Source organism: Desulfocurvibacter africanus subsp. africanus DSM 2603 (genome assembly GCF_000422545.1).
In the GTDB taxonomy this organism is placed as follows: Bacteria; Desulfobacterota; Desulfovibrionia; order Desulfovibrionales; family Desulfovibrionaceae; genus Desulfocurvibacter; species Desulfocurvibacter africanus.
In genome coordinates, this window is the sequence record NZ_AULZ01000014.1 from 43,425 (window position 1) to 56,090 (window position 12,666).

Below are 12,666 nucleotides of genomic sequence, written 5' to 3' on the forward strand. Positions count from 1 at the left end.
CGACCCATGTAGTTATTGGACAAGACGGGAAGTGGAGCGATCTTCAATCTGCTCCTCCAGCGGCACACGTAACTCATCAAGAAAGCTAGCTGTGGCATTCTCGATACGCTGCACGTCCGCCTCCTCAAGATCAAACTTATCCACCTTAAGCAAGAAGGCCTTGAGTATGCCGAACTCCTTGAGCAGCATGTGACCAAGCTCCAGCCGCTTGAGTTCCGGCTCGAGCTCGAGGATAGTTTGCAGGCAGTTGGTGATCCTAAACATGAGGTTCTGAGGTTTGCCGCTGTCGATCATGAGTGCTCCTCTCGTTCCCGTGCCATGAATCCGCCGCTCAAGCTGTTTCCTTGCTAATCCAATTTCGTGAGAAGCCATAAAAATACTTACCGCCGGAAAACACTGTTAAAACCAGTGCCGCATACAGGCAGACCATACCGATTGGCTTCGGGTCCAGACCGAACCATGGATAATGCAGTGTAAGCGGGCAAAGCGCCGCAATCTGCAATATCGTTTTAAGCTTGCCGAAGCTATCAGCTGCAATGATCATTCCATAATCCGCAGCAATGGCGCGCAGGCCAGTAACTGCCAATTCTCTGCTAATGATGATTATGCATATCCAGGCCTCGATCCAACCCAGATGGACCAACATTATCAGAATAGCGCCAATGAGCAGCTTGTCCGCTAGTGGATCAAGAAACTTGCCCACTGTAGTTACGATGTTCCAGCGGCGGGCGATGAAACCATCCACCAAGTCCGTCAGAGAGGCCAACATGAATACGAGCATGGCTAACAGACAAGTGATTCTGGACGGATAATACAGCAGGACAACTATAAAAGGTATCGTGGCGATACGCGCCAGACTCAGTGAATTCGGTAAGTTGAACATAGATTATGATTGTAGACGTCGCGGGAGATATCCTCGCCCGGAGTATATTGGTTCAGACAGATGGCGCCATAGCCGCAGCCTCAAGGCTCCTTTCGGCTTCCAGAGCAATACGCTCGCCCAGTTCCAACAAAGCCTGCTTGGCCGGAGTGTCCTCCCTAAGCAGGACAACGGGTTTGCCCAAGTCACCAGCAACAACGGTGGCAGGATCCAGCGGCACTGATCCGAGGAACGGTAACCCATAGCTCTCGGCAAGCTCCCGACCGCCACCTTTTTTAAACAGATCAATCACCTGGTTGCAGTGCGGGCAAATAAGCCCGCTCATATTTTCCACGACCCCCAAAATATTGGCCTGGGCATATTGTAAAAAGTTGATTGCCTTACGCACATCCGCCAAAGATATCTCCTGGGGAGTGGTCACGATGAGGCACAGCGCATTAGGGATAAGCTTCAGGATGGTCATATGCTCGTCACCCGTGCCGGGGGGAGAATCCACCACCAAGAAATCCAGATGCCCCCAATCCACGTCGGCAATGAACTGCCTGATGGCCGAGGTCTTCATGGGACCGCGCCAAAGAACAGCTTGATCCGGATCGCGCAAAAGTGAGGCCATGGAAACAACGTGCAAATTGTCATTATACCGCTTGGGCTTTATGACGGAGCCATGCTCAACTTCCAACTGCCCCTTAAGGGCCAGGAGATTAGGCACGCTGGGGCCATGGATATCCACATCCAGAAGCCCGACTCGATATCCCATGGCAGCAAGCGCCGCGGCAATATTAACGGAAATGGAACTCTTACCCACTCCGCCTTTGCCGCTCATGACAAAAATCGTGTAACGGATATTCTCCAGGACGCTGCTGATGCGCTGATCCTGCAGGGTAAGCCTGGGATGGGGCTTTCCCTCCTCGTTGCCTTGAGGCCAGCCAATACACTGCCCCATACAAACTCCTCGGTTAACCCAAGCGTAGGAGGCTTGACAGGTCTTCCTAAGCAGGGAAACTCATATCGCACTCGCGCTTACGTGGCAATGCTGCCCAGACCAGCGGTCGTGATATGCGATTTCTAGGCCCCCGCGCCCATGAACATTACGGTGATTAAGTCGATAATCATGAGCAGCAGAGCTTCACGGATACGGTCGGTCCCGGTCGAGTCAGTAAAGCCAAACGTCGGTTTATACCACGATTCGATCCGACAATGGTGCCGCCGCATGTCCAGGCATTACCATCCGTATTGTCCCACGAGATCCACGAACAGCACTCCGCCCTTGCGTTCCTCGCGCAACTCACCCTTCTCCTTGGTGATCAAGACCAACTCCTGATTACGACGACGCTCGCCCACGGGGATAAGCAGGCGGCCTCCTTCGGCCAGCTGCTCGGTAAGCGGCTTAGGAACCTCGGGACCGCCAGCTGTTACCAAAATGCGGTCAAAAGGCGCATCCTGCGGCCAGCCAAGTGTACCATCATCCAGTCTCAACTTAATACGACCATACTTGAGGTCCTGGAGAAGAAGCTTGCGGGCGGCATCATATAGTTCGCGCACCCGCTCTATGGTATGAACGGTGGCACCCATCTCAGACAGTACAGCGGCCTGATATCCCGATCCTGTGCCGATCTCCAGCACCTTCATGCCTGGTTTGACTTGGAGGAGTTCGGTCATGAAGGCCACAATGTACGGCTGGGAGATGGTCTGCCCATGCCCAATGGGTTGTGGGCGGTCATCATAGGCCTGGGAGGCCAAGGCTTCCTGAACGAAGAGGTGCCGGGGCACGGTGCGCATGGCGCGCAGGACGTCCTGATCCCGAATTCCTCTGGCCTCTAGCTGTTCCCGGACCATGCGCTCACGCCGATATTTCGGGTCGATCATGCGCCGCTCGATGTTCGAATGCTCATCCAACTCATCCCCCAAACCGTTATTGGAAGCTCGCGAATGTCGCAGCTTTCATCGCCAATGGCGAAGGAGCAAATTTTTACCCTGAAGTCAACCTGTACTCCGCAAGGCCTCAGCTTGACAACGCTCAGGTAAAATCCCAAAAATAAACTAGAATACGGAGGAGGGATCAATGCAGGTTGTCGACTTGATGGCCAAAAGCGTGACCACATTAAAAGCAACTGACTCCGCACTCCAGGCCAAGGAACTCATGATGCGCCAGAGGATACGACATATCCCTATAGTATCCTCCGAAAACGACCTTGAGGGATTGGTTACTCAAAGGGACATTCTTGCCGCAGCCCTTTCTCGTTTCGCGGATGTTGATATGACAATTCAGGAGGAGATTGACGCAGGCATACCGCTGGCGAGCATAATGATCACCGACGTGGTCGTTGTTTCGCCTGGTTGCCCGATACGCAAGGCCGCAGATGTCATGCTCACACGCAAGCTCGGCTGCCTGCCGGTAGTCGAAGGGCAAAAGCTGGTGGGCATCCTCACTGAGGCAGATTTCCTAAAGCTTGTCGTTGAACTGCTGGACGCCCTGGACAACTCGGCTTGAGATGCGGCCTGCCGTTTGTCACAGCGAAACTCCCTATCCCGACAAGCCGGACGGATCAACAGGCTCCATTAGCTGGACTATGTCGCGCAGGATGCGCAATGTTTCCTCCGCCTCATTCGCATCGAGACGGCGTAGAGCAAAGCCCGCATGCACTATGAGGTAGTCGCCCACGGCCACTTCCTCGGCTAATAGCGTCAGCGAAGCCTTTATAAAGGTTTCACCCTCGCCCACGCGGCATTTGGCAATCTCGTGCTCGATCTCCTCAATCCTTGCTGGAATAGCCAGGCACATTTACGCCTTACTCCTTCATCTTAAGGGTGCAGCTCCCGCCCGCTTTAGCCACTTCGGCCAGCACAGCCGCCATGAGGTCTGGCATGCGGGCCTGGATAGTGTCCGAGAGGTCCACGGCCATGGTTTTATAATCATGCGGCTCGATTCCGACAATCACCGCCTCAGGCCTATTACCCAGAATATCGCAATAGATGAGCGTGTCCACCAGATCGGTCTGGTGCAAAGAGTTTTTGAAAGCCAAACTCTTGCGCAAGTCGTCGCCAGTGAGCCGGTATATGCTGCCCGGAGCACCGTCCCCAAGAACTGCATCCACGACGACGAGATACTTACAGGCCATGATGGGATCCATGAGCCGCGTGCCAAGTGTTCCGCCATCCATGAGCGTGACATTCTCCGAAAAGTCGTATTTAGCTTGCAGCCGCTCTACCAGCCGCACGCCGACACCCTCGTCGGTAAAAAGAATATTGCCCACACCAAGGACAAGAATATTTCTATCTATCTCAACCATGTTTATTCCTTTCGAGCAATCACAAATAAAGACAGGAACCCTGCCTTACAACAAGGTTCCTGTCTACTATTCAGCTCCAAAATCTCCTAGAGAACCTTGAATTTGTGCACTTCATTCGTTTTGGAATCGATCACGTGCACGCCGCAAGCAATGCACGGGTCAAATGCGTGCACAGTGCGCAGAAGCTCCACCGGTCGCTTGGGATCGGCCACGGGCGTACCGATGAGGGCCTCTTCCACTGGACCCAGCTTGCCTCCGGCGCAACGCGGGCCAAGGTTCCAGGTGGAGGGCACTACCAGCTGGAAGTTCTTGATCTTGCCGTCCTCTATGACAATCCAATGGCTCAGTGCTCCGCGAGGGGCATTGACGTAGCCTACGCCCTGCGCGCTCTTGGGCATCTTCCATTCCTGGGCGATCTTGGTATCGCCCTTGCTTACATTTTCCTGCAACTGGTTAACCCAGTTCTCCATCTCCGCGGCGATAACAGCTGTTTCTATGCCGCGGGCAGCCGTGCGGCCCAGAGTCGAGAACAGGGCTTCGGGGCCGACGCCCAGCCGCTCCAGAACCATATCCACGGTTTTCTTCACTTCGGGCTGACCCTTGCCGTAAGCCACGAGCATCTGGGCCAGAGGACCGACCTCCATGGATTCGCCCATATAGCGCGGAGCCTTCATCCATGAGTAACGATCCTTGTCCTCCAGGCTGGTGTACTTGGGCTCGGTCTTGCCTTTGTAGGGGTGCAAAGCCTCGTTGCCCTGATACCAGCTGTGGCTGACGTGCTCCATGATCTCCTTGGGCTCGAAGTTCTTCACGTTGGCGAGATCGCGCTTGAGGATAACGCCCGGCGGCAGATAGCGGCTGCTCAGGTCGAACTCCCCGCCAGGCTTTGGGAACTCGCCAAAGGCCAGGAAGTTTGTGGTACCGCCAATGCCGGCCCAATCCTTGTAGTAGCTGGCTACGGCCAGCAGGTCCGGGATATAGACCTCATCCACGAACTGCTTGGTCTCACGCCACAGGTCGATGAAGGCCTGGACGTTCTCCGGCTTGAGGCTGTCATAGCAGGTAACGCCACCCACAATGGTGAATTGCGTGTGCGGGTTCTTGGCACCGAAGATGGCCATCGCCCGAGCGGCCTTGACTTGCAGGTGTAGAGCCTCGAGGTAATGGGCCGTGGCGATAAGGTTGACCTCGGGCGGCAGATAGTATGCATCGTGGCCGCCCAGGAAGTAGGCGTTGGTGAAGATGCCAAGCTGGCCGCTGTCCACGAATGATTTAAGCTTCTTCTGTACTGCTTCGAGATCCCCGGCCTTCGTTTTTCTCGGCGAGATGTCGTTGGCGATTTTGGCCGCCTTCTTGGGATCGGCCTTGAGCGCACTGGTTACGTCCACCCAGTCCAGTGCGTGCAGATGGTAGAAGTGCACGATATGATCGTGCAGGAACTGGGACCCCATTACAAGGTTGCGGATAATGGTAGCATTATGCGGAATGTTCACCTTGACGGCATGGTCGACACAGCGCGTGGAAGCCAACGCATGCACGTAGGTGCATACGCCGCAGGCGCGTTGGGTGAAATGCTGGGCGTCGCGCGGGTCACGGCCCTTGAGGATAATTTCTAGGCCGCGGAAAAGCTGACCGCTCGACCAGGCATTTTTGACCTTGCCGTTCTCCACTTCGCATTCGATGCGCAGATGGCCCTCGATACGCGTCACGGGGTCCACGACCACCCTGCCGCTATAGTTGCTCTGCGGAGTCTTCATGACCGCCGCGGGAGTTTCTTTTGCTTTGGAACCAGACATGTGCTCTCCTCCTTGGGAAGACTGTGTTCGCATACGACCTATTCCGGACAACCGATCCTAAATCCTACATGGATTCGTAGAAGGGACTCAGTTCATCCCAAAAGGCCGGCTCACTGCAGCCGATACATGGATGGCCTGCCTGCACTGGCCAGTTGACCTGATTGAACTTGGCCGTCGGGCAATTATTGTAGGTGTAGGGTCCCTTGCAGCCCAACTGGTACAGACAGTAACCCTGGCGAGCTTCCTCGGAATCGAAGGAGGGAGCGAACTTATCTTCTTCAAAAAACTTGAGCCGCGGACATTGCTCATGCACGGTCTTGCCGTAGAACATGAGCGGGCGGTTCAGCTCGTCCAATTCCGGCATCCCCTTCTGAAGCAGATGTACCACGGTGCCTACGAAGTTGATCGGGTTCGGCGGGCAGCCGGCGATATTGATCGCCTTGACGCCCAGGTTGCCAAGCGCTTCGTTGACGCCTTGGGCGCCGGTGGGGTTCGGCTTAGCGGCCTGGATGTTACCGAAGGTGGCACAGTTGCCGATGGCAATAACGGCCTTGGCCTTGGGTGCGATGCCTTTGCAGATGTCGTACATGGTACGACCGGCGATCTTGCCGTAGATACCGTTTTGGGCCATTGGAATGGCCCCTTCGATCACGCAGATATACTCGCCGTTTTTGACAGCATCATGCAGCGCTTCCTCGGCGCGCTCCCCTGCCGCGGCCATGAGCGTTTCATGATAGTCCAGGGAGATGATATCCAAAATTAGCTCGTCAATGTACGGTTCCACCGTGCGGAGCACAGCCTCGGAGCAGCCCGTGCATTCGGCATTGTGAAGATAGACAACAGACGGCCGCTTCTTGTCGGTCAAGGCAGCGGCGATTGCTTCGGGGCTCATGATGGTCCCTGCGCCCATAGCTGCGGATACTGCGGCGCAGAACTTCATGAAGTCGCGGCGACTAATGCCTCCGGCCGCTTGACGCTCCATGGCCCTGAGCTTTCCGTGTCCAATAGAGTCTCGCATACGATACCTCCAGCTTGTAGGACGATCAGAAGACGACCGGTAACCCTTGCCAATGACGGACCCCCCGCCCCGGCAGCCGACGGCTTCTGTCTTCTCTCTGACCTTGCGTGCCCGGCGGCACATGTCTTTTCGGTTCTTCGTTCCTTGATATCACCTCTTGCTAATTCTACTACGTTCTTGAGCACTTTTCAGGGCTTACGTCAATACCCTTTCAGGATAATTAGGATTAGTCTCACCACAAATACTATCGCATACATAATTCTGATAACAAGCTGCATGCTGAGTTCATAGAAAAGGCGTTGTCCTCAATCCTTAAAAACCTGAATGCTCCTTCACAAGGTGCATCAAAGAGTTACTGCTTCTCGGTATTCCAACTCTTGCAAATTCCAATTTATACCTACACGAGCCACACACCGACTAGAGCAGATTGCTTTTAAGACGTCCGCTCCGGCGTTGACGGCGCAAGTGAATTGCGCCTACGCCTACGCGGCGGCAAGCCATGCCGACGCATGGCTTGCAGAGCATTTTCAAAAGTAAAATGCTCTATAAACGACAAAGGCGGAACTCCAACTGGAGCTCCGCCCTTGCACTTTAACCCGAGTGGACTTTACGACCGCAAGGCGAGAATCCTGACGATCTCTTGTCTAGCCAGATCCTTGAATTTGGGAAATATTGCCTTAAGCTGATCGGTCATATCCATGGACCATGTTGTCATATCCTTGGGCTGAATGCCCACAATACGCAACAAGGGGCGCTTGCCGGTCAAGTCGGCCATTTTCAACGAATCCAGCAGATCAATGTCATGTAGCGACAAACGCTGCTTCTCATTCTGAATAAGATCTTGCTCATCCAGCAGAAAGAGCGTCCCCGGCTCCTTTCCACCATGAACTACGTCCAGGACGAGTAAATGCTCGTAACCATTGAAGAGATAATACATGTCCTGAGTGCAGGTGCCACCGTCTAAGAAGTCAACGCCTTCGGGCCAGTCTTCCTTGCTCAGGTCATTAACGGCATGCACGCCGATGCCCTCATCGGTGAGCAATATGTTCCCGACACCGAGCACCAGGAGGTATTTCCCAGTCTCCATTTGACCTCCTTGCAATTTGCGCTGGCAACAAGCGCATTGCTTAAGTAGCAGAGCGAACTGCCATTTTGAAGTCCGCTCGAAAAGAAGAAGCCGGGCCTTGCGGCCCGGCTTCGGCTAGCGGGCGAAACGCCCGGAACTACTCGACAGTGACAACGGTCTTTTCGCCAGTCTCAGCGTGCAACACGTGCACGGCGCAGCCCAGTCACGGATCGTAGGCGCGTATGACGCGCCCAACGTTCACGGGATTCTTGGCGTCAGGCACCGGTGTTCCAATAAGCGCCTGCTCCATCGGACCGCGCTTGCCCATATCGTCGCGCGGATTGGCGTTCCAGAGAGTCGCGGAGACAATCTGGTAATTCGCGATCTTCTTGTCCTTAATATTGACGTAGTGCAGCAAGGAGCCACGCGGAGCCTCGGTGAAGCCAATGCCCTCAGCGCTGTCGGGAATGGACGCGGCCACGAAGGTTTCCTTGCCGGGCTTGACTTCCTTAAGCCAACGTTCCTCGATAGCCTTGGCCACGAGGTAAGTCTCCTCAGCGCGAGCCACATGCCTGCCCATAATGGAGAAGGCCAGGTCGCCCAGGTCGCGGAAACGGTTGGCATTTATGCCGAAGAGATCCTTCAGCTGCTTCTTGCCCATGGGGCTGAGCTCGGGATTGGACACCCACATGCGCGCCAACGGGCCGACTTCAACGGGATGGCCGTCGTAACGCGGTGCCTTGATGAAGCTGTATGCGCCGGGTTTGCCCAATTTGGGCAGGGTCTTGCCCTGGCTGGGATGCAGGTTGCTACAGGAGTCCTCGAACCACGAGTATTTGGCATACTCCTTGATCTTGGCGGGATCGAAGGCCACATCCTTGCCATTGATGTAGACGCCGGGCTTGAGCAGGGTCTCCTTGCCACTGTCGTCCATAGGAAAGACACCGAAGCTGATGACGTTCTTGTAGCCGTCGCCAACCTTGAGCAGATCGGCGTAAGCCTTGCCGATCACGTAGACCGTCGGGACGTAGGTTTCCTCAATGAATTTGCGCACCAACTTGAAGCGCTTGGTATACTCGTCCAGCTTTTGCTGGCTAGGAATTTCGGTGGTGCCGCCAACGACCTGACCGGAGACGTGCGGCATTTTGCCGCCGAACAGCGCGACCATCTCATGCGCTACCAGGCGAACATTGAGCGCCTCAAGGTATTGATCCACGGCAACCTTGTTCAACTCGGGAGTCAACCGCAGATCGGACTTCTCGTAGCGCGGAACAAACGGAGCCACATCGGGACCGGCTACATAGTCCAGGGCCGCCAAATGGTAGAAGTGCAGGATATGCGACTGCAGATAGTTGGCGCCGAAGATAAGGTTGCGGGTCACACGACCGTTGGTGGTCAGTTTGACGCCGAAGGCATCATCCAGGGCCAAGCAGGAAGCCGTGGAATGCGCCGTGGGGCACACGCCGCAGATGCGTTGCACGATCTGGGTGGCGTCACGAGGATCCCGGCCGATGAGGATGTTTTCGAAGCCGCGGAACATGCCGCCGCTCATCCAGGCGTCAGTAACAACGCCGTTCTCGACCTTCACTTCCGCCTTAAGGTGACCTTCGATTCTGGTCACCGGATCAATGGATATTTTGACATTCTTCTCGGACATACTTCCTCCAAGGTAATGGCGGCGTTGGATCTACTACATGGACTCGTAGAACGGCGAGAAATTATCAGGCCAGCCCGGCTCTGCGCAGCCGGTGCACACCGCGTTCTCTACACACCAGTTCATGCCCGAGTTCCACTTGCGCTTGAAGCAATCGGAATTGCAGGCAGGGCCCTTGCAGCCCAGGTTGTACTTACAGCCGGCCTGAGTGAAGGTAGCCGCGAAGTTGTCGTTCTCGAAGTGTTCCAGATAAGGACAGTTGTCGTGGATGTTCTCACCGAAGAACACGCTGGGACGGCCCTCTGCATCCAGAATTTTGGCCGTAGCTTCCACGCCGTGCTCCAGGGCGAAAGCCAGGGAGCCAATTATCCAGTCAGGATGCGGCGGGCAGCCCGGGATATTGACCACGGGGGTGGAAATATTCTTTGATTGATAGAAGTCGCGCAGGCCCACGCAGCCGGTCAGGTTGCCCTTGGCTGCCGGGATGCCGCCGTAGGCGCCGCAGGAACCCAGCGCGATGCAAGCCGCGGCGTCCTTGCCCAACTCCAGCATAGCCTGGTTGATCGAAATTTCTTTATGATGCACATCGCCGATGATGCAATAGCGCTCGTCGGCGGTGGGAATAGCGCCTTCGAGGACAACGAAATACTGGCCCTTCTTGGCTTTGGCCACCTCGAACATGTGCTCCATAGCCATCTCGCCTTCGGCGCCCATGAGTGTCGGGTGGAAATCCATGCTGATAACTTTGAGCAGTACGTCGGCGATTGTGGGATGCACCGAATTCAGAATGGATACTGAGCAGCCGGTGCAGCCGCAGCCCTGTAACCAGAACACCGGGGCCTTGCCAGAGGTCGCCTTTTCCAGTGCCCGGACAATAGCCGGGTGGACCATCTGGGAAACCCCAAGGCCCGCGACCGTGCCTGTGCACAGCTTGAGGAAATCGCGTCTGTCTAAGCTCATCCCGCTCTCCTTGATGAGTAATAAAACCTGCCCGGAGCTGGGCCACAATCAAGAATTGTTTGACTTTGTGCAATAATCCGCTTGACTAATATTGTCAACAAAATCGACATAAAAGCCTATTTATCATAGGAAATATCAATAATGGCCATTAAAACTAAGTTACTGATTTAACATTATATTTTTATAGTGAACAATGTTCTTGCCGCTAGTCTAACCGCCTTGCTTTCACTTCGGCACTGCCAACACCCAAGATTTTGAAATATCTTAACACCTGCGGAGCGCCTGCCGCATACGATGGTATGCCGCTCCCCCGGCAATTGAAGCCACAAACAAATCCAACAATTCCAACTGAACAAGATTGCCACAAGTGGTCCTCTGTTTCGCGAACATGTATCGTGGCCAGCAGTTACGTAGCTTCCGTTTACCTGATTCAGTCAATCCACATGTCTGGTTATGGTTGGCAAGTCTTACTCACTGAAGTACAGTGCTCGCGGCGGTTCCGACCTTTCAGCCTTACCCCTAAGCAAAACCCAATTTGAGGATTTATGAGCCAGGAGACCAAGAAGATTTCGTTTGTCTTGCCTGTCATCGTCATTGCTGCCCTGGCATTGGCGGTTGGAGGCTTTTTTTTGTTCCACGACAAAATGCCCCCTGAGGTCATCGTTTCTCCTGACCATGGGCCTGTAGGTGCGGCGACAACTTTTACCCTGAAGATGTCCGATCCCGGTTCCGGTTTAAAAAGCGCCGAAGCCGTCCTCAGGCAGAATCAGAAGAGCATCGTCCTTTTCAGCGAGCAGTTTGCCGGCGCGCCCGGGAACATTGAAAAGCAATTTTCAATCCCAGAGAAAGGCATGCAAGACGGACCATTCACCCTGGAGATCACCGTTCGCGATGCCTCTTTCAGTAATCTCGGCAAAGGCGGCATGAGTGTTTTTTCGCGCGATTTTCTTAAGGATTCGGAACCGCCCAGAGTCATGGTTCAAAGCTTGGCCCACAATATCAATCAGGGCGGCATCACAGCCATTGTCTATCGACTGAGCGAAGAGGTGTCCCGCACGGGCGTCATGGTCAAGGACATCCTTTTCCCAGCCCATCTGCAGCCGGATGGTCGCTGGCTTTGCCTGTTCGCCTTTCCTTACTTCATGGAAAAGGATGAGTTTCGTCCGACTATCGAGGCCGTGGATATCGCTGGCAACTCTGCACGGCAAAGTTTTTCATTCTTTGCCAATCCCCGTCGATATCGACAGGATACCATCAACATTTCCGACAACTTCTTGAGCCTTAAGGTGCCTGAGTTCCAGCGCTTTTTTCCTGAAGAAAGCGACAATCTCAAAGTCTTTCTGCGAGTTAACTCCGAGCTGCGCAAACAAAATCTGGATGAGTTGCGAGTAATCGGCTCCCAAACAGCCTCCACGGCCCTTTGGAGTGGCGAGTTTCTGCGTATGCAGAATGCGGCGCCCATGGCCGGTTTTGGAGACCAGCGCAGCTATGTTTATCAAGGCAAGAAAATTGACGAACAACGCCACTTGGGTATCGACTTGGCTTCGGTACAGCATGCCAATGTGCCGGCCGCCAACAACGGCACCGTCGTTTACGCCGGGTATCTGGGCATTTATGGAAACTGCGTAATTGTCGACCACGGGCTCGGTTTGCAGAGCATCTATGCCCATCTGAACACTATCAATGCCGCCAAGGGCGATCAGGTGAACAAAGGACAGATACTCGGACAATCGGGGCTTACCGGCATGGCTGGCGGCGACCACCTGCACTATGAAGTCACACTGGCCGGCATCTCCGTGAACCCCATCGAGTGGTGGGACAAGAGCTGGATCGAAAACAATATCGCCGGGAAGTTTCGGGGCGAAAAATAGCGTCGTAAAATCAAACCGCCCATTGAAGGGGCGGTCCTGATTCGTCTGAAAGAAAGAGGCGGTCTCTTGTTAGAGACCGCCTCTTTTTCATTGCCCTGTGGTCAATCCATTAAAGCATTTTGCATTTCAGA

At 54.6% G+C, this 12,666-nt stretch carries 13 protein-coding genes; 2 read left to right on the forward strand and 11 right to left on the reverse strand.

Features of this window, described 5'->3' with window-relative positions:
• Nucleotides 1-12 precede the first annotated feature (12 nt).
• From H585_RS0110765 to H585_RS0110785, 4 genes are all read right to left on the reverse strand, one after another.
• Nucleotides 13-294 (reverse strand): hypothetical protein, encoded by a 282-nt coding sequence (locus H585_RS0110765; protein WP_005983494.1) that lies wholly within the window; start codon nucleotides 292-294, stop codon nucleotides 13-15.
• A gap of 37 nt (nucleotides 295-331) precedes the next feature.
• The gene (pgsA, locus tag H585_RS0110770) at nucleotides 332-883 is read right to left on the reverse strand and encodes a CDP-diacylglycerol--glycerol-3-phosphate 3-phosphatidyltransferase (protein ID WP_027367821.1); all 552 of its coding nucleotides are present in this window, start codon (nucleotides 881-883) and stop codon (nucleotides 332-334) included.
• Nucleotides 884-935: 52 nt separating this feature from the next.
• Nucleotides 936-1,823, reverse strand: coding sequence for an Mrp/NBP35 family ATP-binding protein (locus tag H585_RS0110775; protein WP_027367822.1), 888 nt, complete (start codon nucleotides 1,821-1,823; stop codon nucleotides 936-938).
• 278 nt (nucleotides 1,824-2,101) lie between these two features.
• Nucleotides 2,102-2,746, reverse strand: coding sequence for a protein-L-isoaspartate(D-aspartate) O-methyltransferase (locus tag H585_RS0110785; RefSeq protein ID WP_014261058.1), 645 nt, complete (start codon nucleotides 2,744-2,746; stop codon nucleotides 2,102-2,104).
• Nucleotides 2,747-2,942: 196 nt separating this feature from the next.
• Between H585_RS0110785 and H585_RS0110790 the strand changes: the two genes are divergently transcribed.
• Complete coding sequence (locus H585_RS0110790; protein WP_005983487.1) at nucleotides 2,943-3,371, forward strand: CBS domain-containing protein; 429 nt, start codon at nucleotides 2,943-2,945, stop codon at nucleotides 3,369-3,371.
• Between the two features lie 33 nt (nucleotides 3,372-3,404).
• On the opposite strand, the gene H585_RS0110795 is transcribed toward H585_RS0110790, so the two are convergent.
• The 7 genes from H585_RS0110795 to hysB form a co-directional block, all read right to left on the reverse strand.
• Nucleotides 3,405-3,662, reverse strand: coding sequence for a HypC/HybG/HupF family hydrogenase formation chaperone (locus tag H585_RS0110795; RefSeq protein WP_014261060.1), 258 nt, complete (start codon nucleotides 3,660-3,662; stop codon nucleotides 3,405-3,407).
• A gap of 7 nt (nucleotides 3,663-3,669) precedes the next feature.
• Nucleotides 3,670-4,170, reverse strand: coding sequence for a HyaD/HybD family hydrogenase maturation endopeptidase (locus H585_RS0110800; protein ID WP_027367823.1), 501 nt, complete (start codon nucleotides 4,168-4,170; stop codon nucleotides 3,670-3,672).
• Between the two features lie 86 nt (nucleotides 4,171-4,256).
• Entirely contained in the window at nucleotides 4,257-5,966 is a 1,710-nt protein-coding gene (locus tag H585_RS0110805) for a nickel-dependent hydrogenase large subunit (RefSeq protein ID WP_005983480.1), read from the reverse strand.
• A gap of 64 nt (nucleotides 5,967-6,030) precedes the next feature.
• Nucleotides 6,031-6,984 carry a hydrogenase small subunit gene (locus tag H585_RS0110810; RefSeq protein WP_014261063.1) on the reverse strand — a complete coding sequence of 318 codons (954 nt, stop codon included), beginning with the start codon at nucleotides 6,982-6,984 and terminating at the stop codon, nucleotides 6,031-6,033.
• A 607-nt stretch (nucleotides 6,985-7,591) separates the two neighbouring features.
• Nucleotides 7,592-8,071 carry a NiFeSe hydrogenase maturation protease gene (gene hysD / locus H585_RS0110815; RefSeq protein WP_005983477.1) on the reverse strand — a complete coding sequence of 160 codons (480 nt, stop codon included), beginning with the start codon at nucleotides 8,069-8,071 and terminating at the stop codon, nucleotides 7,592-7,594.
• A 136-nt stretch (nucleotides 8,072-8,207) separates the two neighbouring features.
• Nucleotides 8,208-9,707: a NiFeSe hydrogenase large subunit HysA gene (gene hysA, locus H585_RS0110820; RefSeq protein WP_081473847.1), complete on the reverse strand. Its 1,500-nt coding sequence runs from the start codon at nucleotides 9,705-9,707 to the stop codon at nucleotides 8,208-8,210.
• Between the two features lie 33 nt (nucleotides 9,708-9,740).
• On the reverse strand, nucleotides 9,741-10,664 hold the full coding sequence (gene hysB / locus H585_RS0110825; RefSeq protein WP_005983473.1) for a NiFeSe hydrogenase small subunit: 924 nt from the start codon (nucleotides 10,662-10,664) through the stop codon (nucleotides 9,741-9,743).
• 545 nt (nucleotides 10,665-11,209) lie between these two features.
• Between hysB and H585_RS0110830 the strand changes: the two genes are divergently transcribed.
• Nucleotides 11,210-12,535, forward strand: a complete 1,326-nt coding sequence (locus H585_RS0110830; RefSeq protein ID WP_027367824.1) for a M23 family metallopeptidase — start codon at nucleotides 11,210-11,212, stop codon at nucleotides 12,533-12,535.
• Nucleotides 12,536-12,666 lie beyond the last annotated feature (131 nt).

Coding starts and splice junctions, on each gene's coding strand:
- H585_RS0110765 (WP_005983494.1), bottom strand. CDS start 294: ATGATCGACAGCGGCAAACCTCAGAACCTCATGTTTAGGATCACCAAC.
- pgsA (WP_027367821.1), bottom strand. CDS start 883: ATGTTCAACTTACCGAATTCACTGAGTCTGGCGCGTATCGCCACGATA.
- H585_RS0110775 (WP_027367822.1), bottom strand. CDS start 1,823: ATGGGGCAGTGTATTGGCTGGCCTCAAGGCAACGAGGAGGGAAAGCCC.
- H585_RS0110785 (WP_014261058.1), bottom strand. CDS start 2,746: ATGATCGACCCGAAATATCGGCGTGAGCGCATGGTCCGGGAACAGCTA.
- H585_RS0110790 (WP_005983487.1), top strand. CDS start 2,943: ATGCAGGTTGTCGACTTGATGGCCAAAAGCGTGACCACATTAAAAGCA.
- H585_RS0110795 (WP_014261060.1), bottom strand. CDS start 3,662: ATGTGCCTGGCTATTCCAGCAAGGATTGAGGAGATCGAGCACGAGATT.
- H585_RS0110800 (WP_027367823.1), bottom strand. CDS start 4,170: ATGGTTGAGATAGATAGAAATATTCTTGTCCTTGGTGTGGGCAATATT.
- H585_RS0110805 (WP_005983480.1), bottom strand. CDS start 5,966: ATGTCTGGTTCCAAAGCAAAAGAAACTCCCGCGGCGGTCATGAAGACT.
- H585_RS0110810 (WP_014261063.1), bottom strand. CDS start 6,984: ATGCGAGACTCTATTGGACACGGAAAGCTCAGGGCCATGGAGCGTCAA.
- hysD (WP_005983477.1), bottom strand. CDS start 8,071: ATGGAGACTGGGAAATACCTCCTGGTGCTCGGTGTCGGGAACATATTG.
- hysB (WP_005983473.1), bottom strand. CDS start 10,664: ATGAGCTTAGACAGACGCGATTTCCTCAAGCTGTGCACAGGCACGGTC.
- H585_RS0110830 (WP_027367824.1), top strand. CDS start 11,210: ATGAGCCAGGAGACCAAGAAGATTTCGTTTGTCTTGCCTGTCATCGTC.